General features: G+C 65.3%; 19 protein-coding genes. 5 read left to right on the top strand and 14 right to left on the bottom strand.

Going from position 1 to position 18,843, the window contains the following annotated elements:
* Nucleotides 1-2 precede the first annotated feature (2 nt).
* The 5 genes from AC5Y3Z_RS08660 to AC5Y3Z_RS08640 all read right to left on the bottom strand — a co-directional run bounded on the left by AC5Y3Z_RS08660 (nucleotide 3) and on the right by AC5Y3Z_RS08640 (nucleotide 4,685).
* Entirely contained in the window at nucleotides 3-593 is a 591-nt protein-coding gene (locus AC5Y3Z_RS08660) for a class I SAM-dependent methyltransferase (protein WP_463824583.1), read from the bottom strand.
* Between the two features lie 64 nt (nucleotides 594-657).
* Nucleotides 658-1,386 (bottom strand): potassium channel family protein, encoded by a 729-nt coding sequence (locus AC5Y3Z_RS08655; protein WP_463824584.1) that lies wholly within the window; start codon nucleotides 1,384-1,386, stop codon nucleotides 658-660.
* 77 nt (nucleotides 1,387-1,463) lie between these two features.
* The gene (locus AC5Y3Z_RS08650; RefSeq protein ID WP_463824585.1) at nucleotides 1,464-3,011 is read right to left on the bottom strand and encodes a serine/threonine-protein kinase; all 1,548 of its coding nucleotides are present in this window, start codon (nucleotides 3,009-3,011) and stop codon (nucleotides 1,464-1,466) included.
* Nucleotides 3,012-3,064: 53 nt separating this feature from the next.
* Complete coding sequence (locus tag AC5Y3Z_RS08645) at nucleotides 3,065-3,922, bottom strand: serine hydrolase (protein ID WP_463824586.1); 858 nt, start codon at nucleotides 3,920-3,922, stop codon at nucleotides 3,065-3,067.
* Between the two features lie 13 nt (nucleotides 3,923-3,935).
* Nucleotides 3,936-4,685: an Rv3717 family N-acetylmuramoyl-L-alanine amidase gene (locus tag AC5Y3Z_RS08640; RefSeq protein ID WP_463824587.1), complete on the bottom strand. Its 750-nt coding sequence runs from the start codon at nucleotides 4,683-4,685 to the stop codon at nucleotides 3,936-3,938.
* 85 nt (nucleotides 4,686-4,770) lie between these two features.
* On the opposite strand from AC5Y3Z_RS08640, the gene AC5Y3Z_RS08635 reads away from it, so the two are divergent.
* Together AC5Y3Z_RS08635 and AC5Y3Z_RS08630 are read left to right on the top strand one after the other, a co-directional pair.
* Nucleotides 4,771-5,193, top strand: coding sequence for a DUF6636 domain-containing protein (locus AC5Y3Z_RS08635; protein ID WP_463824588.1), 423 nt, complete (start codon nucleotides 4,771-4,773; stop codon nucleotides 5,191-5,193).
* A gap of 396 nt (nucleotides 5,194-5,589) precedes the next feature.
* Complete coding sequence (locus AC5Y3Z_RS08630; RefSeq protein ID WP_463824589.1) at nucleotides 5,590-7,584, top strand: serine/threonine-protein kinase PknD; 1,995 nt, start codon at nucleotides 5,590-5,592, stop codon at nucleotides 7,582-7,584.
* An 88-nt stretch (nucleotides 7,585-7,672) separates the two neighbouring features.
* On the opposite strand, the gene AC5Y3Z_RS08625 is transcribed toward AC5Y3Z_RS08630, so the two are convergent.
* The 6 genes from AC5Y3Z_RS08625 to AC5Y3Z_RS08600 all read right to left on the bottom strand — a co-directional run bounded on the left by AC5Y3Z_RS08625 (nucleotide 7,673) and on the right by AC5Y3Z_RS08600 (nucleotide 13,995).
* A complete protein-coding gene (locus tag AC5Y3Z_RS08625; RefSeq protein WP_463824590.1) occupies nucleotides 7,673-8,374 on the bottom strand; it encodes an HNH endonuclease family protein in 702 nt (233 codons plus the stop codon).
* Between the two features lie 162 nt (nucleotides 8,375-8,536).
* The gene (locus tag AC5Y3Z_RS08620) at nucleotides 8,537-9,340 is read right to left on the bottom strand and encodes an HAD family hydrolase (RefSeq protein ID WP_463824591.1); all 804 of its coding nucleotides are present in this window, start codon (nucleotides 9,338-9,340) and stop codon (nucleotides 8,537-8,539) included.
* Complete coding sequence (locus AC5Y3Z_RS08615; protein WP_463824592.1) at nucleotides 9,337-10,446, bottom strand: cysteine protease StiP family protein; 1,110 nt, start codon at nucleotides 10,444-10,446, stop codon at nucleotides 9,337-9,339. The genes AC5Y3Z_RS08620 and AC5Y3Z_RS08615 overlap by 4 nt, the downstream gene beginning before the upstream one ends.
* Nucleotides 10,443-11,714: a phosphoribosyltransferase family protein gene (locus AC5Y3Z_RS08610; RefSeq protein WP_463824593.1), complete on the bottom strand. Its 1,272-nt coding sequence runs from the start codon at nucleotides 11,712-11,714 to the stop codon at nucleotides 10,443-10,445. Before AC5Y3Z_RS08610 ends, AC5Y3Z_RS08615 begins: the two co-directional genes overlap by 4 nt.
* On the bottom strand, nucleotides 11,711-12,871 hold the full coding sequence (locus AC5Y3Z_RS08605; protein WP_463824924.1) for an HpcH/HpaI aldolase/citrate lyase family protein: 1,161 nt from the start codon (nucleotides 12,869-12,871) through the stop codon (nucleotides 11,711-11,713). The genes AC5Y3Z_RS08610 and AC5Y3Z_RS08605 overlap by 4 nt, the downstream gene beginning before the upstream one ends.
* A 23-nt stretch (nucleotides 12,872-12,894) precedes the next feature.
* Nucleotides 12,895-13,995: a hypothetical protein gene (locus AC5Y3Z_RS08600; protein ID WP_463824594.1), complete on the bottom strand. Its 1,101-nt coding sequence runs from the start codon at nucleotides 13,993-13,995 to the stop codon at nucleotides 12,895-12,897.
* 254 nt (nucleotides 13,996-14,249) lie between these two features.
* Between AC5Y3Z_RS08600 and AC5Y3Z_RS08595 the strand changes: the two genes are divergently transcribed.
* From AC5Y3Z_RS08595 to AC5Y3Z_RS08585, 3 genes are read left to right on the top strand one after another with little or no spacing between them, the layout of a single operon-like run.
* On the top strand, nucleotides 14,250-14,825 hold the full coding sequence (locus tag AC5Y3Z_RS08595; RefSeq protein WP_463824595.1) for a TerD family protein: 576 nt from the start codon (nucleotides 14,250-14,252) through the stop codon (nucleotides 14,823-14,825).
* 27 nt (nucleotides 14,826-14,852) lie between these two features.
* Complete coding sequence (locus AC5Y3Z_RS08590) at nucleotides 14,853-15,989, top strand: DUF475 domain-containing protein (protein ID WP_463824596.1); 1,137 nt, start codon at nucleotides 14,853-14,855, stop codon at nucleotides 15,987-15,989.
* A 31-nt stretch (nucleotides 15,990-16,020) separates the two neighbouring features.
* Nucleotides 16,021-16,689 carry a TerD family protein gene (locus AC5Y3Z_RS08585; protein WP_463824597.1) on the top strand — a complete coding sequence of 223 codons (669 nt, stop codon included), beginning with the start codon at nucleotides 16,021-16,023 and terminating at the stop codon, nucleotides 16,687-16,689.
* A gap of 22 nt (nucleotides 16,690-16,711) precedes the next feature.
* Here the strand turns inward: AC5Y3Z_RS08585 and AC5Y3Z_RS08580 are convergent, their stop codons facing one another.
* Genes AC5Y3Z_RS08580 through AC5Y3Z_RS08570 form a run of 3 tightly spaced genes read right to left on the bottom strand, consistent with a single transcriptional unit; the run spans nucleotide 16,712 to nucleotide 18,804 of the window.
* Entirely contained in the window at nucleotides 16,712-17,476 is a 765-nt protein-coding gene (locus tag AC5Y3Z_RS08580) for an AIM24 family protein (protein ID WP_463824598.1), read from the bottom strand.
* The gene (locus AC5Y3Z_RS08575) at nucleotides 17,473-18,171 is read right to left on the bottom strand and encodes an AIM24 family protein (protein WP_463824599.1); all 699 of its coding nucleotides are present in this window, start codon (nucleotides 18,169-18,171) and stop codon (nucleotides 17,473-17,475) included. Before AC5Y3Z_RS08575 ends, AC5Y3Z_RS08580 begins: the two co-directional genes overlap by 4 nt.
* Nucleotides 18,172-18,180: 9 nt before the next feature.
* Entirely contained in the window at nucleotides 18,181-18,804 is a 624-nt protein-coding gene (locus AC5Y3Z_RS08570; protein ID WP_463824600.1) for an AIM24 family protein, read from the bottom strand.
* Between the last annotated feature and the right edge of the window lie 39 nt (nucleotides 18,805-18,843).

Here is an 18,843-nt window from a genome sequence, read left to right as displayed (position 1 = left end):
CCTCAGTTGCAGTCCAGTTCGTAGACGAACAACACCCGCGGGTACACCGTTAACCATTCCGGTGGCTGCGGAATGCGCGTGACGCTCGTCGCGGTCGTCCCCAGCCACGCCAGCGCCTCCCGGTACTCGTCAAAACCCGCTGGCGCGAAGGGATATCGGTGGTAGCGCGCGAACGCGTGCACGTGTGCGTAGAGGGCGAGCTTGCCGATGGGCCCGTCGGGCATGTCTTCGAATACGATGATGCGCCGGCGCGCCACTCGCCGGCATTGCGTGATCAGTCTGACCGGGTCGTGGCTGTGGTGCAGTACCTCACTGAGGATCACGTTGTCAAATGCTTTGTCCGGGAATGGAATTGACGTGCCATCGAACTCGGCGAACGGGATGTCGACGGAGCGGGAGTCCTTGACGTCGATGCCGGTGGGCACCGCCCCATACATCTCGCGCAGGTACACCGAGAGGTGTCCGCTGCCGCACCCGACGTCGAGCACACTGTCCCCGTGACCAACGTACTCAGCCAGCGCCTCCGCCTGCTCGCGCAGCCGCACGGCGGGTTGCAGGACATGCTGGACTTCAGAAAGTTTGCGACGAAACATCTGGGCCAGAACGTAGCACGCTCAACTCTTGGTTCTCCCAGTCGGTGAACCGTCTCGGACTGAACTAGGGAGTTGCGTCCCGGTGTCGGAGTTGCTGGGACAGCGCGTCGATCTCGCTGCGCAATTCCTCGATCTGGGCGGCCGTTGCCGCCTGGTTCGCGGTGTCGGTTTCTTCGACGCGCTGCACGATCCACGAGGCCAGCGACGCCGTCACCACCCCCACCAGACCGATGCCGCCCATCATCAGCACGACGGCGATGCCGCGTCCGGTGACCGTCACCGGATACAGGTGGCCGTAGCCGACGGTGGTCACCGTGGTGATCGACCAGAACACCGCGTCGCCGAATGAGGCGATGGTGGCGCCCGGCTGACCACGTTCGGCGTCGAGCATGGCCAACGACGCCACATAGACCAGCAGCGTGACACCGGACAGCGTATAGAGCAGGATGCGGCCGCGGATGACGTCGCCGACCGCCCGCTGCAAAGCGCCGACCAACACCAGCAGGCGCAGCACGCGCAGCGGGCGCAGTAGCGGAAGCGCAACCACCAGCAGGTCGATCAGGTGCTGGAAGAACCACCGGCGGCGGTCGGTGGCCAGGATCAGGCGCGCGATGTAGTCCACGACGAACAGGCTCCACGCCAGCCATGTCGCCAGCCAGAGGAGTCGGGCCTCCTCACCAGCGGGCCGGGTGAGGACCTGCACCGAGTACATGACCAGAAAGGCCAGGGCGATCAGTGCCAAGGGCCATTCGGTGCGGCGCACCCACAGCTCTTCCTTGCTCGGCTCGGTCATGCGGCACAGCGTATCCCGGCGAATATCAAAGACTTTCGACCAGATCATGGTCCGGGCGAGGCCGCCGGGTCACAGCCTCACCAGAGGTAGACCACGGCGTCCTTGCCACCGGTGCACCTGATCCACGGGTTCGCGCCGTCGCCGGCGCACTGCATCAGGAAGTTCGCGGCGTTCTTCGGATCGCAGTTCGCGCCCGGGACGGTGAAGCAGTCGACCGCTCCCGGCGCCGATACCGTTCGCTGCCCATTGGTGGCGTTGCCGTAGGTATTCCAGTACGTGCGCAGGACGGTGTTGGCGAAATAGCACGACGTCTGGGGTGAGCCACGCCCCCCGTGTGACCCGAACCCGGTGGTGTTGCTCAGCTGGAAGCCCTGGTCGCAACTTTGGCGACTGGCGCTCTGGTCCGGTCCCGTGACCAGCGGAGGTGTGGCATCGGCCGGGCGCGGCGGGATCGATTCCTGCGGAATAGACGTTGGGGCGCTTTCGCCGGCGTAGGGCGGAATGGTCGGCGGCACCGTCGCTGACGACGGGGCGTGCGGCGGGTCCGGTTGCGCCAGCAGGCCGACAACCATGCCGACTGCGCCGAGAATCAGCACCACCGATGCGCCGACCACCGCGGGAACGACCCAGCGCCGCCGCGGCGGCTGCTGAGGTTCCGGCACCGACACCGGCTGCGGACCCGACGGCGGCACAGTTTGCGGATAGACATACTGACGCGGCGGCGGGGGCACGGGCGACCATGCCGCAGCGCGGGTCGGCATCTCTTCGGTGCAATCGACGGGGTCGACCGCGGTGCGCGCGCCGCTGCGCAACGCCCGTTCGGCAGCGCGACCGAATGCCCCGGCGCTGCCGTAGCGATCGTCAGGTTCTTTGGCCATGCCGCGCGCGATGACCTCGTCCAGCGCCGGCGGGACCCGCGGGTTGGCCAGGCTGGGTCGAGGCGGCGGCGACGACATATGGGCCGCGACGAGACCACCCTGGGTCTGCGCTGGAAAAGGTAGCTGGCCGGTCAGCGACTCGTACAACACACAGGCCAGCGAGTAGATGTCGGCGGCAGGCGTGATCTCGGTGCCGGTGAAACGTTCGGGCGCCATATAGGCCCACGAGCCGACGCGCATATCGGTGGCGGTCAGCCGGGTATGCTCGCCCACCACTTCGGCGATTCCGAAGTCGACCAGGTACGCGAAATCAGCTGGGGTGACAAGAATGTTCTGCGGCTTGATGTCACGATGGACGAGGCCGTCGGCATGCGCGGCATCGAGGGCCGCGGCGATCTGGTTGATGATCATCACTGCCCGGTTCGCATCCAGCGGGCCGTTGGCCAGCAAAGTCTCTAGGTCTCTGCCGCGAACCAGGCGCATGTCGATGAACAGCGAACCGTCGATCTCGCCGAATCCGTGTATCGGGATGACATGCGGTTCCTGCAAAGTCGCCGCGGCATGCGATTCCCGCTCGAAGCGGGTGCGGTACTTGCGGTCGTTGGCGTACTGACTCTTGATGATCTTGAGGGCGACGGTCCTGCCGATCTGGTTGTCGTAGGCCTCGTAGACCTCCCCCATGCCGCCTTTGCCAAGGACACCGGTGATCGTGTATTTGCCGAAGGTCGTCCCGACACGCTGATCCACCGCTGACACCGTCATCGCCTCCCGTAGGAATTATGCGGCACAACACGGGATGTCTAGCTGTCGGCCTTGCACTGGGCGGCGGGAAGCTGGGCTAGGTGACTGGTCAGCCAGCTGGCGGCGGCGTCGAGTGCGCGTTTGCCGTCGTCGAACAGGCCGGACTCGGGCTCCGCGGCGATCGCGACGGCGACCTTGCCGGTCGGGGTGTCAAGGACACCCAGTTGACGCGCAAGGTATTTGCCAGCTGGCGACGGACCCCAACCGCCTTTGAACTGAGCACCGGGGAGTTGGCCGATGCCCCAGCGTTGCTGCGGGCTTATGTCGCCCATCAGAGCGAAAATCGGCGCGTTTGCCTTGTTGCAGAATGCGTGGCCGGTGAACCGCACCTGATTGGTCAGCGACCAATTCGTCTGTCCAAATATGGTGAATTCCCTTCGCAGCCTTCGTGATTCGACGGTCGTCGGGTCACCGGTCTCCTGCAGGACCTGCTGCACTGTGGCGGCGGCGGTGGCTGGATCGCCCAGTTGCTGCCAAAGCGCTTCGGCTGCGGCGTTGTCGGATTCGATGATCGCGGCCTTCATCTGGTCGGTGACTTTTCCCTGCGCGCGGTAGGCAGCGATCACCAGCGGTACTTTGATCGTCGACCAGGCCGGGCCCTGCTGCCAGTCGCCGTATGTCAATGGCGGTTCTGCACTTCCGACGGCGACCACCGCCAGGCCCATCGCGGCGTTCAGCCGGTGGGCCAGCTGGGTGAAATCGCCGGCCAGGTCGGCCGCGTGCGGGGTGGGTGCGCTGGGCGGCACCGGTGGCACTGAAGGGTCCGAGCGTGGCGGCGACGGTCCGTGCCGGTAGGTGTAGACGGCGGTGAGCGTGACAATCGCGGCCGCCGCAACCAGCGTTGCGGCCACCGTCATCACCCGTCGGGCGCTACCCCGCTTTGGCTTGGAGATAAGAAACTATTCCTTGCGTGACCGCGGTGGCGTATCGGGCCCGACCGTCGGCGGTTTCCATCTGGGCGGCGTCCTCGGCGTTCTTCATGTTGCCGAGTTCGACGAGGACGGCCGGGTATTCCGCGAAGTTCAAGCCGGCCAGGTCCGCACGGCCATACAGACCGTCGGAGCCGATGTAGTTGGCCGGGCGGAAGCCGGCGGCAATCAGGGCGCTGCGCATCGCGTTGGCAAGCTGCATCGACGGTCCCTCTTGAGAAGGTCGCAGCGGCGGGCTGGAGTAGTTGACGTGGAAGCCGTGTCCGGACGCGGGGCCGCCGTCGGCGTGGATGCTGACGATCGCGTCGGGGTGCGCGGCGTTGGCACGCGCGGCGCGGTCGTCGATGCAGGGCCCGGCCGAGTTGTCGTCACCCCGGGACAATTGGGTGTTGACGCCCAAACCGCTCAGATTCGCCGCCACCATGTTGGTGACATCCCAGGTGAACGCATGTTCGGGATATCCGTTGCTTGCCGCGGTGCCCGAGGTGTTGCACGGCTTGGTGCCGCCGCGGCCGTTCGGCACCTGCTGATTGATCGACGCGTCGGCGACACCGTTGTGACCGGGGTCAAGGAACACGCTCATGCCGGCGATCCCGGCGGCCGCGGCGCGTGGACCGGTGACCGTGGCGGCGAGGACAAGCGGTGCTGCGGCGGCGCATTTCAGCACGTCGCGCCTGGATACTCGGCTCACCGCGCGATGGTAACAACCGGGCGCCTGCTCACGCCCCTCACCTGAACCGTCGCAGCTGTGAACCGCGGGGGCTAAGCTCTGAAAAATGCGGATCGTGATGCTCGGTTCCATTGCAACGGTGTCGGCCGTGACGGCGCTCGCCCTACCGGCCACTGCACACGCGGACTCGAAGAACTTCAAATCCCCGTCCGGCAACATCACCTGCATTCTGGACAGCACGCTGGTCCAGTGTGACATCAGCGACTACACCTTCACTCCGCCGCCACCCCCCGAGTGCGCCCAACACATCAAGTGGGGCAACCGATTCACGTTGTCGCCGGGCAAACCCGGAGCGGTCACCTGTCACGGTGACACCACAGAAGTGCCGGGTGAACCGACTCTCGACTACGGCAAAACCATCAGCGCCGGGACATTGACGTGCCTCAGCGAGCAGTCGGGGGTGCGCTGCACCGACACCGCCAGCAAGCACTTCTTCCGAGTGTCGCGGGACTCCTTCGAACTCGGGTAGCCCATTCCCATTGGCGCTCAGCAAATTTCAGCTGTCAAGCGCCTCGCGCAGGTGTTGCTCGGGGTCGGTCCGGGAATTACGGGAACGGCCGAGGTCGCTCTCGACGTCCAAAGGACAGCGGCGACGTCCAGCACTATGGGCACGATGAGCTCCGTGCACGGTCTGCGGGGACCGAACCGGTGCGCTTACCGATCCCAGTTGCGCGCTCAGCGCACAGGTGAGCGATGACGTTGCCTCGCATCATCTTCGGGTCCGATTCACGAGCTGTGTTGTGAATCAACCTTATTGGCGGACCCGGAGGATCAAGGGGTGATGAGCGCGCGCCACCCGGCCCGGACTTGATGCAGCTAAACAGGGGCAGCCTAGCGGTCGACCATGGAAAAGGAGCATTATGGTTTGGCTGGGTTGCTGGCAAAATTGATGGAGGGCTTGTTGGAGGGCACGTCGTTCGGGAAATACCAGCTCATCGAGTTGCTGGGCCGTGGCGGCATGGGCGAGGTGTGGCGGGCGTACGACTCCGCCACCGAACGAGTCGTCGCGCTTAAAATCCTGCCCGCCGAGATCTCCAACGACGCGATTTTCCAGCAACGCTTTCGACGCGAAGCGCACTCGACCGCACGGCTGAACAATCCCCATCTGATTCCCATTCACACCTACGGGGAAATCAACGGTCGATTGTTCGTCGACATGCGTTTGATCGAGGGGCGCGACCTGCAGGCCGAACTCAACACCGGGCCCATGGCGCCCGCGCGCGCTGTCGGCATCATCAACCAGGTCGCCAAAGCCCTCAACGCCGCCCACCGCGACGGGTTGCTGCACCGCGATGTCAAGCCGTCCAACATCCTGCTCGACCCCGACGACTTCGCATATCTGATCGACTTCGGAATCGCCCGCGCGGCAGGCGATCTGGCGTTGACCAAGGCGGGAGACTTTGTCGGAACGTGGCATTACATGGCCCCGGAGCGCTTCAGCACATCAACCGTCGACGCCCGTTCGGATGTCTACTCGTTGTCGTGTGTGCTCTATGAATGCCTGACGGCGCAACACCCTTTTCCGGGCACCACCCTGCAGCAACAGGTCACCAGTCACCTCACTGCGCCGCCGCCGCGGCCCACCAGCACCAATCCCGGGTTGCCGGGGGCGTTGGACGTCGTCATCGCCAAAGGCATGGCCAAACACCCCGACGACCGGTACGACACCGCGGTGGAGTTGGCCAAAGCCGCCAACGATGCGCTCGTCGCACCGCCACAAGCGGAACCCACGCTGATGCGGCCGGCTGTCCCGATCCACGACCATTTCGGCGCGCGCCCGGACCCGCGTCCGCCTCGATTCCCGCCACCGCAGCCCCCGCCGCCGCCGCCCCCGCGGATGCCGCCTCCGCGAACCCCGCCACCACAGCAGGACCCTGGCCCGCGGACCCCGCTGCCCCAGCATGACCCTGGCCCGCCCACCATGGCGCGACCGGCGCAAACTCCACCTCCCACCCCTGCGCCGGTTGCCGCACGGCCGGCCACCACACCGCCGCAACCGTCGAAGCCGTGGTGGCGGCGCAAGGCCGTCGCAGCGGCGGTCCTGGTCACGGTGGCAGCGATCCTGACCGGGGTTGTCGCCTTCGGTAGTTCGGGTCCCGCCACCGAAGAGTTTCACCAGATCACGCTGCCGTTTCGCGGGCTGAGCGAACCGCAGGGGCTGTCGGTCGACGCGGCCGGCACGGTCTACGTCGCCGATAGCCCGCACAACCGGATTCTGGCGCTGTTCGCGGGCGCGGACGCGCCGCACCCGCTGCCCTTCGAGGGCCTCAACTATCCGACCGGGGTGACCGCCGACCCCGGCGGCTCGGTCTACGTCAACGACGCCCGCAACCGGCGCGTGCTGGTGCTCCGCGCCGGATCACAGAAACAAGAGGAGCTGCATTTCACCGACTTGCAAGACCCGACCGGCCTCTCGGTGGACGGCAGCCGCACCGTCTATGTCACCGACACCGCGCGCAACCGGGTGGTGATGCTGCGCGACGGGTCGATCGTGCAAGAAGAAGTGCCTTTTTCCGGGTTGAACAGTCCGACCGGTTTGGTGGTCAGCAGCGGTGGAACGGTGTACGTCGCTGACGGGGGAAACAATCGGGTGCTGATGTTGGCTCCCGGCAAGGACCAGCAAGAGGTGGGCTTCGAAAACCTGAAGAAACCCGGCGGCGTAACGCTGGACGGTCAGGGCGCGGTCTACGTCAACGACGCCGGGCACAATCGAACCCTCAAATTGCCCCCAGGATCCTCAGAACAAGTCGAGCTGCGCTTCACCGGACTCGACAATCCGTGGGGTTTGGCGGTCGACAGGAACGGCACCGTTTATGTCGGAGGACACAACAGCCAGATCGTGGCACTGAAGCCGAAGTAGTAATACTTGCGACAGCGGTCATGCAGCAGTCGCTATTTGGCGATCTTTACCACGCGACTGCGGGCGCATTCGCACTGAACCCGAACAGTCATGGCGGGCAATTACTTTCAGCGACAGACTTATCCGTTGCAGTGACGGCGAGTTGATACTTGACCGCGACGCCGAGGTAGATCTCAATGAACCGGCACGTGAACTGGCGATTGGTTGGCAGCCACTCGTCCGGGCCGGAGTCGGACTTGCGCCCGTTTTCCGCCGCCGACACCGCGAGCAGGTTTTTGGTGTCGTTGGCAAATTCGAGGCGCCGCGCAGCGGACCACTGCGCCGCGCCGGCATCCCACGCCCGTTTCAACGCGAACACATGGTCAATCTCGATGGCGTCGCGGGCGGGGCCGCCGAACACGAGGGTCGCGCCGGAATACGGGTCCTGGAGGATTCCGGCGGTTACCTTGCAATTCCTGGTCCCGGGTTTGAACACAACGTCGGTCAACTGCGCCCCCAACACCCGATTACGGGTATCGCATCCGGTGTGTTCGGTATCGGCCCACGCCGGCCCGAACACACAACCCTTGCCCGCCTTGCAACTTCGTTCATATCCCGGGACGTTCGCGAGCCGCGGGATGACGACGGCTGAGCTCAACAACTGAGCGATGTGTTGAGAAATGCCCGGGGCGAGGGTAGCGCTGGACGTGGTGGGCGAAGGCGCCGCCACGGGATTCGGCGGCACCGCTTTGGGTTGAGTGACCGGCGACGCGCAGCCGACCACTACGGCCAGCAAGACCCCGATGATCACCAACGCCTCGGCGACCCTCCGCCGCTTCACCCGGTCCCCGCACAATGTGACATATCGCAGTTCTACCGCGGGCCACCGACAGTGCGGCGCAGCCGGTGTCGCGTGGTGGAGCCCGTCTGACGGAGCCGCCGCGTATCGCACCGAACCGCTGGTCACACCGGGTCAGCGCGCCTGCCGAGCCAGCCAGGTCAGTATCTCGGCGGCCGCGCGGGCGCCGCTGGAGGCGGTCACCACCGTGCGCGGTGACTGCCAGTGGAGTACATGCAATTCGCCATGCGCGGGGCGAATGGACTTGTCAGCGTAGCTCAGCAAGTCGGCGTCCAGTGCACCGTCACCGGCGGCCAGCACCGGCGCCGTTTCCGGTAACGCACCTTCATCGACCAGGCGTCGGCGTACTTCCGCGACAGCATGCGACTTGCGCAAGCTCTCGGGCACCGCATAGATCTTGCGGCCCTGCCGGGACACCGTCCAGCCGCGGTCCCCGCACCAACCCGCCCAGTCGTCCAAAAAATTGGCCGGCATCGAGGCCTCGTCGACCACGAGGTAGCAGAAGAGATTCTCGGCCACGCGCAAATTGAGCACCCAGTCATCGCTGATGCGTGCCTTCAACGCGGCGACGATGTCCGTCAACGGCGGCCCGCCGCCGCTGATCCGGGCGGCCATCTTCTTGCTCCATTCGGCGTCGGCCACCGAGTCAACCAGGATGTTGCCACCGTTGCTCGTCACCGCATAACGAAAAGGGCCGCCCGGCAGTTTTATTCGCTGGTATTGGACAACGGTGCGGGTGGTGGCGGGCAGCACTGTCACCCGAGCGGCCAGTGCCCGCAGCCCGGCCTCCGCCTCGGTAGTCATGAAAGACACCGGCGATTCGTTGTAAATCTCCACACAGGTGCGGTCTTCAGCACCGAAGTGGCGCTGCGAGTAGATCAGGGTGCGGTCCAGGTCGCAGGCGATCAGCGCCGTCATGCGGTGATGTCCTTGATCAGCCCGACGCACGCAAAGGCCAGGTCGGGATCGTGCACGGTCGGCACATTGCGGGCCTGCGCCAGCATCCGGATATGGCGATGGGCAGGATCGTCGTTGTCGCGCAGCACAATTCGCCACGGCACCCGCCGGAGCAGGACGCGCGTCGTCTCGCCGATGCCAGGCTTGACGAAGTTGGTGGTGGCGATGCCGTATTCGCGCTGTATCCGCTCGACTGTCGCCCACCCCGACCAGGTCGGCGCCCGGTCGCTGCCGCGGACCGCTGCCACGCCCTGCCGGACGTCCTCGGCGACGTCCTCGAAGTGCACCGACACTGCGTCGAGGAAGGTCGCGGACTGATCGTCGGCGGCCAGCTCACGATAGAACTTGGCGCCGTGAAACTCCCCCGGGGCCAGCAGGTGGGGGTTGAGCACGGTACGGGAGACCAGACCCGAGACGGTCGAATTCAGGCAGGCCGATGCGATCAGAAAATCGTCACGAGTTCCGTAGGTGCGCACACAGTGCCCGGGGTCGGCCAGCACGGCCAGGTCATCGTTGAACCTGATGCCGGTCACCCGGTGATACTCCGTCAAGGCGGCGCTGAGTTCGCGGGTGATGACACCTTTCCCAGTCCAACCGTCGACGAACACGACCGTCTCCGGAGCATGTTGAGCGGCAAGGTAATCCAATGCCACCGTGTCGATCCCCCGATCCCGGACGATCGAAATTGCATAGTGCGGAACGGCATTGGCGTGCCGGCGCAGCACCCAGCGCCGCATGAGGATTCCGATCGGCGTGCCGGCCCGGGCCAGCGATACGAGGACCACGTCGCGGCCGCGCTCGGCCAGTACCAACTCAGTGACCACGCCGACGGCGACGGCAAGCCGTCTCGCGCTCTCCGCCAAGACGGTGGTGAACAGCTCGCGGTAGTCGTGGTCGGGCTGGTACTCGATGGGCAGGGATTCGGCGTAATGCGCGCGGCCGCTTTGGATCTCCCGCTCCCGTTCGAGGGTGTCCGCCTCCAGCGCAACCTCGGACAGGTCGGTGAGCAGCCAGCTCACCTCTTCGGCGGTGTAGGACCCGAAAGCCGGCCCGCGCAGCGGCTTCACGAGTGCGCACCGCAACGCGCGACGGCCAGTCCGGCCACGTCCGGTCCGTGCACCGCTGCCACCAGCATGTCGTAGCCTGCTGTGGTCAAGACATCGACGATGCCGCCAGATTCGTTGAGGCGCAGCGTGTCGGCGCCAGAGTCCACCATCAGGACCAGCTGGGTTTCACCACCCGATTCCTCGGGAGCCCACCCGTTGTAGAGGAACCGGGGCGCGTCGTCGCCTGGCTCACACGCACTGAATTGGTACCCGCGGCGCAGCGGATAGCCCGGCACATCGCGCACGTAGGCCGGCGACCGCGTACTGGACTGGTAGCGCACGGCAAGCCCCGCACCCGCGAGCCCGTCTGCCACCCGCAGCGGCAGGTACATGAACTCCTCGTGACCCACCACCAACACCGGGCGACCGGCGTCCAACCCGTCAGCCACCTGGGCCACCGCATGCTCCAAGGCACGGTCCAGCGCCGGGCGGTCCGCCCGGGTGAAGCAGTGTCGGCCTCCTTCCGGGATCGAGTCGGGCCAGGCCACCTCGATCCGGCGGGCGGAGCCGGCGCGAGCACCGAACGCGGCATTGAGCGTTGGCGACGGCAACGCATTCACGTCGTCAACCATGCTGTCCGGCAGAGTGACCCGCCCTCTGGCGAGGCTCACGTGATCAATCTGCACACCGAGTTCCGCGGCGGTGCGCTGCACCGCGTGTTCGTGGTGCGGCTCGCGGACATCCACCAGGGAGGCCACCACGTAACGTGATCGGGGTGCTCGACGCTGCAGAGCGCAGATGGCGGCCAACGCCGTGCTACCGGTGGAGATTTCGTCGTCCACGATGACCAAGGTCCGTCGCTGTTCGAGCAAGTCGCCGGTGCTGGGTTGCAGCGTGTGATCCGTGGCGTGGGAGTGCCCCTCCTGGAACCCGGCATAGATCAGCTCCGGCGCCGCGGGTCGCCGGGTCGTGTGGATATAGACGGCGGCGTCGACGCGATCGGCGACACAATGCCCCAATCCTGTCGCGGTTTCCGCCATTCCGAGCACGTCGAGTTCACCGTCGATGCCATCACGGATGCGGTCGCCGAGCCGGTGCCCCGCCCCAGTCACCGAGGCCGGCGACGCAGCGATGTGCTTACCCAGCACGGTCGAGACCAGCAAGTGGGCACGGCGTGGGTTGCGGCGCAGTCCGGGCAACACCAGATCAGTCACCGAGACCGGATCGGTCCCATCGCTGTCCAGGACCGCGAAACCGAAAGAGTTTGTTGCCCAATGCGATCGGGTCATCGTCCAGCAAGCACCGTGAGCAGGTCGACGAAGGACACGCCCTGCCGCGTGACACCAAAGACGCGAGCACGACGTAGCACTTGGTCGGCCCAAATACGGTGCGGCCGTGGCTCATTCATCTTGTTCCGGTATTCCGAGCGGCGCACTCCACTCACCTCGGCCTCGGCAACGTCCAGGGCGTCGCGGTATTCCTCGTGAGTCACCACGGCCAGTGCGTGCACAGCAGGCACATGCGAGGGGTGGATGACGGTCTTGCCGTGCAGGCCGTTGGCTCGGTCGAGGCTCAATTCGCGCAGCAGGGCATCAAAGTCGCGGCTCACCAACTGATCACGGAACCGCACCGCGTCGTGCTCAGCAAACGGCGTCGTCCGCAGCATCGGCCGGAACAATCGCTCGTGATCGGCGAAGTACTCCCATACCGGACCGGTGATCACGTATCCGGTACCGTCCGCACGACCGAAGTAGTTCACGATGTCACTGATCGCGTCCGCGATCACCCGCACGTCATAAATCGTGAGGTCGCGATCGCGCCTGATCCCGAACAGCCCGCACATGTCGGTCGCACCGATGCGCAGAGCCAACACTGAATCCCGGTGCCCGGCAAGGACCTCGGCTATAGCCGTCAACTCACCACTGCGGGTTTCGCGGAAAGCCAACTCCGCCGACTCCAGCACCGGCATGCCATACAGGTGTCTGCCGAGGGTTCGGCCGGCGTTGGTGATCTCTTGCAGAAACCGCTCGCCAGTTGCCGCGCAGAACTTCGGGATCACGAATCCGGTCAACACATCCCGTCCGTCGGCCAATGCCTCCGCGATGCGGGAAATGCATTCCACGCTACGGACCCGCACGAAAAGCATTGCCTGCGTCGCATCTGCGGTCACGGCAAGCTCATCAAGGACGCCGACGACGTTGCTCAGTGCACCACTTGCCGCACCCTCGTCGACGGCGTCCTCGAGGTCGAAGACCATCGAGCACACCCCCTCGGCGGCACGCCTGGCGACGGTCGCCGCGAGTTCGGCCCGGTCAGCGGGGATGTACAGGGTGGCTCCCAACCCGACGGCAAGCAGCTCACGGTCGCCGTCGACGGCCAGCACCTCCGGAGGGCGGATGAACAGCCGTTCCTGTTCGGCTGGCGCCAGATGGTGGAAATGTCGAATCGCCGTCGCCGACGACGGGTGCCTCACTTCGCCGCTCCCTGCCGGATCCGGTTGACGATCGTGGTGATGAACTTCGATACGTCCTCCATCCCGCGGTAATAGCCCCAGTAGTCCGGGTGCGGGACACCGAGACCCTCGACCAGCAGGTCGATGCGGGTGGCCTGGGCGTCCAACGCCGTACCCCATTCCTTGGCGGCGCCGCGGTCGACCGCTAACCGTTGGGCGTCCCGCAGCCGGAAACGCACCTCTTTTTCTTTGCTAGCCGGATCCTTGCGCAGCTCGCGGAGCATGACAAGCCGGTCGGCGACGGCATCGATGCGTTCTTCGGCTGCGGACAGCTCGGCGCGCGCCTGGGTTGCCAGGTCCAGCACCGCTTCCGGTTGGCGCTCGCGCTGAACGGCGGAGGCGCGCGCCAGCAGTTCGTCGGCGCGTTCGAGATGCTTCTGACTCGCCGGGCCGTTGTCGAGCAGATCCTTCGAACTGTTGGCGTGAAATTCCCGCAGCAGCGCTGACCGGTTGGCGTCGACACTGTCCACCCGGTTGCGCAACGCATCCAGCCGGGTGCGCAACGAGGCGACCGTCTGTTGTGCCCGTTCGTCGAGCTGGGGCGCCGCGTCGAGAGCCTCAGAAACCGCCTGGACGGCGGCCCTGAGTCGGCGGCTGGCACCGGCCAGCGACGCCACGTTGCGCTGCGCACGGACCGACTGCAGGTTGTCGTATGCCGCGGTCAATTCCTCACCCGCGCGGTGCACGGACGGGTAGGCCCGTAATGCAGGCGCGGTCTGCGCCAACCGCTGCGCGACACCATCGGCTTCGGTGGTCGCCGCAGCAGCCTCGGCTTGCGCAGCAACGCCGCGAGCGGCCACCGCGTCCATCGTCGCGCGGTGTCGTTCATGGAACTGATCCAGGCCGTGCCGCGCCGAATCGATAAGTTGCTGCGCCCGTTCGGTAGCCCCGGTCAGCTGGTACGGCTTCCGGGAGGCGCCAAGCCCGTCGCTGTCCGATCCGGTTGCGGACAGGTAGGCAGCGGTAGCGTCGTAACACGCCGCGCGGACGGCGTCGAACTGCGGTTCGAGGGAGGGCTGCGGCTCGACCGCCGCGGCGGCCTCAAACAGGGATTCCACCACGTTCCGGCGGTTTTCCAGGTCCAGAAACGATGCTGTCAGAGCCGCTTGCGCCGGACCGAGGTGCGCGTTGTTGCCGGGCTCGCGAGACCGTCTGAACCACCGCCCGCGCACAGTCCGATCTTAGCGGGGCTCAAGAATCCCTACCGATAGCCGTCGCTTTACTCAGCGCTGGTGTACTACGGTTGGCAACGACTGGTGTTTGCAGGTATCTAGTCCGACAAAGTTCTTTGAATCATCTGGAGGGGTGTTCGATGGGTGTCAGTCTGAGCAAAGGCGGCAATGTCTCGTTGACGAAGCAGGCGCCGAATCTGACGGCGGTTGCGGTCGGCTTGGGCTGGGACGTTCGGACCACCACGGGCACCGACTTCGACCTCGATGCCAGCGCCATCGCCACCGGCGAGAACAAGAAGGTGCTTTCCGACCAGCACTTCGTGTTCTTCAACAACCTGCGTTCACCGGAAGGCACCATCGAGCACACCGGCGACAACCTCACCGGTGAGGGCGAAGGCGATGACGAGGTCATCAACGTCGACCTGGCGGCCACCCCGCCGAACATCACCAACATCTTCTTCCCGGTGTCGATCTACGACGCTGACGCTCGCAGCCAGAGCTTCGGGCAGGTCCAGAACGCCTACATCCGCGTCATCGACCGCAACAACGGCAGCGAGCTGGCCCGTTACGACCTCTCCGAAGACGCCTCCACCGAGACGGCCATGGTCTTCGGCGAGCTCTACCGTCACGGCGCCGAGTGGAAGTTCCGCGCCATCGGGCAGGGCTACGCATCCGGCCTCGCCGGCATCGCTCGCGACTACGGCGTCAACGTCTAGGGCGTCCGGCCTGGTAGGGGGGCTGGTATGGCATTGCGGATCTTCTGGCCGTCATTTCTGGTCACGATCATTTCGCTCATCGTCGCCTGGTTTTACGGCGGTGTTCATGCGTTGATCCTGTGCGCCATCCTGGGCGTCCTTGAGGTGTCGCTGTCGTTCGACAACGCGGTCATCAACGCGACCGTGCTGCGCCGGATGAACGAATTCTGGCAGCGGATCTTCATCACTATCGGAATCCTGATCGCCGTGTTCGGTATGCGGTTGGTCTTTCCACTGCTGGTGGTGTGGATCACCGCTCACATGGGGCCGCGCGAGGCTATCGACCGAGCGCTCAATCCGCCGCCCAACCACGCCGAGACGTTTGCTGACGGCACTCCTAGCTACGAGACCGCACTGCACCACGCGCACCCCCAGATCGCCGCGTTCGGCGGAGCGTTCCTGCTGCTGCTGTTCCTGAATTTCATCTTCAGCGAACGCGAGATCACCTGGTTGTCGTGGCTGGAGCGGCCGCTGGGTAAAGCCGGCAAGCTCGACCAGCTGGCGGTCGCGGTGGCCGCAGGGTCGATCCTGCTGGCTTCCCAGTTCGCCGCGGAACCCGACAAACGCGCCACGGTGATGTTGTCGGGATTGTTGGGCCTGATCACCTACATCGTCATTGACGGTCTCGGGTCCATGTTCGAGGTCGACGAGGACGGGGACGGGGACGGGGACGAATCCGACGAGCCGGCCCGGGTCGGGCCCTCCGACCTCGCCAAGGCGTCGGGCAAAGCGGGTTTCTTCTTGTTCCTCTACCTGGAAGTACTCGATGCGTCGTTCTCGTTCGACGGAGTGATCGGTGCCTTCGCGATTACCGCCGACCCCATCCTGATCGCGCTGGGCCTGGGCTTCATCGGGGCGATGTTCGTTCGTTCGATCACCATTTTCCTGGTGCGCAAGGGAACGCTGTCGGAGTACGTCTACCTCGAACACGGCGCGCACTGGGCGATCGGCGCCCTGGCGGTGATCTTGTTGGTGTCGGTGAACCCCAAATACGAGCTGCCCGAGGTGGTCACGGGCATGATCGGCGTGGTGCTCATCGGCGCGGCGTTCCTCACCAGCGTGGTCCGCAACCGTCGCGAAGCGGCCGAGGAAACACCGGAACCGCAGCCTGCCGAGATTGAATAGCGGCACGTCCAACGTCACCGAAAGGCCGGCAATGGCAATCGATTACACCAAGCGGCCCCGGTCAACTCCAGCTGCGGCGCCATCGCATCCACCACCTCCGTCGGCCCCCAGCGGAGTCAACCTGTCCAAAATCAAACTGACCAAGGATGCCCCGCGGATCAGTCTGACCAAAGCCGGTGAGCAACAAGGCGTTATGCGGGTCAACCTCAACTGGAACACCGGCGGCTACGCCGGTGCCGTCGACCTCGACCTGGGTTGTCTCTATGAGTTGTCCACCGGACAAAAAGGTGTCGTCCAGGCGCTGGGGAACTCGTACGGGTCGCTGGACCGGGCTCCCTACATCGCCCTGGATGCCGACGACCGCACCGGATCAGCGGCCGGTGGGGAGAATATGCGCATCAATCTCGAACAGCCCGAACGCTTTCGGCGGATCTTGATTTTCGCGATGATCTACGAGGGCGCACCGAACTGGGCGGCAGTCGACGGCGTGGTCACCTTGTACCCGACATCGGGGCCGCAGATCGAGGTCCGGATGGACTCGCCCAACAACGAGGCGCGCATCTGCGCGATCGCCCAGGTCTACTACGCCCAGGGCGCCTTGCACGTCAACCGCGAGGTGCAATACATCAGCGGCAGCCAGCGGTTTCTCGACCAGGCCTACGGTTGGGGTCTGCAGTGGCAGGCCGGCCGTAAGGACTGAGGCATCGCCCCAACGCCGAGCGCTAGTGGTGCTGTTGCGTCAGCTGCGCGGTGATCACCTGGTTGAGCCGCTGCAATCCGCCGCTGGTCAGTCCGTAGAGCTGAGATTCGATGGTGCGCACCACCGCTGAGTCGCTGAGCACCTTCTCGCTTGATTGGATGAGGATGGTGCCGGCGCCGGTGAAATCGAACTGACGTTCCTCACCCGAGTTGATGCCGAATCGCGCCGCGCCCGCAGCGAGGAAGCTGCCGATCCACCGCTGGTCGTAGTGATGGCTGGGGGACGGGCAATCCGCCCAGCCGACCAACGCTTCGGGGTCGACGCGCGCCGGTGGTTCAACGAACATGACGGGACCGTTGGAGGACGCGAGGAACTTGCCGGTGCCGATCAGGGTGACGAAGCCCGGCACGATCGACTGGTTGAGCGACAAACCCGGTTGGAACGCCAGCAGATTGGCCGCGCGGATGGTCAGGTTGCCGTCGTCGAGGTCATAGGAGTTGATGTCATAGCCGCGGTCGCCGATGATGAGCTTGCCCTGACCCTCGGCGACCGTGTAATCACCGAAATACAGTGGCGCAGAGAACTGTTGCGAGACCATGTGCATCAGCCCACCCTGTAGACCGTGGGTCAGTGCCCGAAACTGCATCTGCCCGTAGTAGGCAATCATGGCGCCCTTACGGATGAACCACGGGTTGAGCAGGTCGATGCAGAACGCGTAGGCGTTGTCCGGAATGTTGTCGTCGTTGGGCAGCGTGTTCGGATTCAGCGATTGGCCAAACGTGCTCACAGCTTCTCCTCCGACGCTTGCACGAAAACGGTTCCCTGCCCATGGCATTTCAGTTGCATCGCTTCACCCGATCCGCGTCCTACCGCGTCCCGCCAACTCATCGCTGTCTTCAACTCGGTCTGCACGTTGCCGTACACGCCGACGAAAGCCTGCGGATCCACCACTATCGGATTGGGGCCTCCCACTTGAAGTTCGAGAACCCCGCCGTGCGCCAGCAGCACCGCGGCGCCGTGTCCGGACAGCTGCGTCGTCCACAAGCCCTGGCCGGTCAGTGCGCCACTGGCCGCGCCACGCAACATGCCCATCATCCCGCCGCCGCCACCACCGCCGGTGCTGGCCACCGAAACCACCGAGGATTGCAGCCCGGCGGTGTTGGCCAGCAACCGCGAGGCCTCGACGCGCAGCACCTGGCCTGGCTGGATCTCGACGATGTGAACTTCAAGGCCGGCGTAGCCGTAATGCGCTTCGCCGCTGCCCTGCGCGATCATGGTGCGCTCGTGTTCGCCCTGCATCATGCGCCCGGCGAGCCGGACGATGCCGCCCATACCGCCCATTTGCCCCGCTCCGGGAACCTGGTGCGGCGCGAAGGCGACGTCGCCGGTGTAGAACAGCATTGCTCCGGTGCGGGCCACGACGCCGCCGGCCTGGCCGACATTGACCTTGACGACCTTCGAGTTGACCTTGGTGAATACCACTGCGGCTCCCTAGCGCTCGGCCGGTTGTATTGAAACGATGCCCTGGCCGTCCCACCGCAGGGAGAAGTTCTCACCGCTGCCCTGGCCCATCGCCGTCCGCCACGACACGTCGGTGATAAACGACTGCTGCATCTGGCCTTTCGCGCACACGAAGGCGTCGGGGTCGACCACCAGGGGGTATTGCGGACTGACCTCCAGGTGAATCAGCGGGCCGCCCGCGGAGAGCAGCGCGACCTGGCCCTGACCGGTGACCACGGTGGTGAACAACCCCTGGCCGGAGGAGGCTCCGCGCAGACCGGTGAACGTCACGTTAGTCTGCAGGTTGCCGGCCAGTGCGAGCAACTGGCGCGACTCCACCTGCAACTGCTCGTTGTTGAGGTTGATGATCGTCACGTTCTGCGCGTTGACCGCCAGGAACACCCGGCCCTGGCCGGTGCATTCCATCAGGCTCAGCGCCTCGCCGGTGACGCGTTGCTTAAGCCCGGCCAGCATGCCCGAGCCACCCCCGAAGCCGGCGTTCTTGAACGCGATGTTGCCCTCGTAGGCCACCATGGCGCCGGTCAATGCGCGGATGCTGGTGTTGTTCAGATGGGCTTCGATCACCTTTTTGTGCTGCTGATACAACTGCGCCATGTACGCTCCCCAGCCTGTTGACTTGCCAGCGCAAACGTT

This window comes from Mycobacterium sp. NGS61, assembly GCF_059812325.1.
Note: the sequence above shows the minus strand (reverse complement) of the source record. Positions and strands in the feature narration are given on the sequence as shown.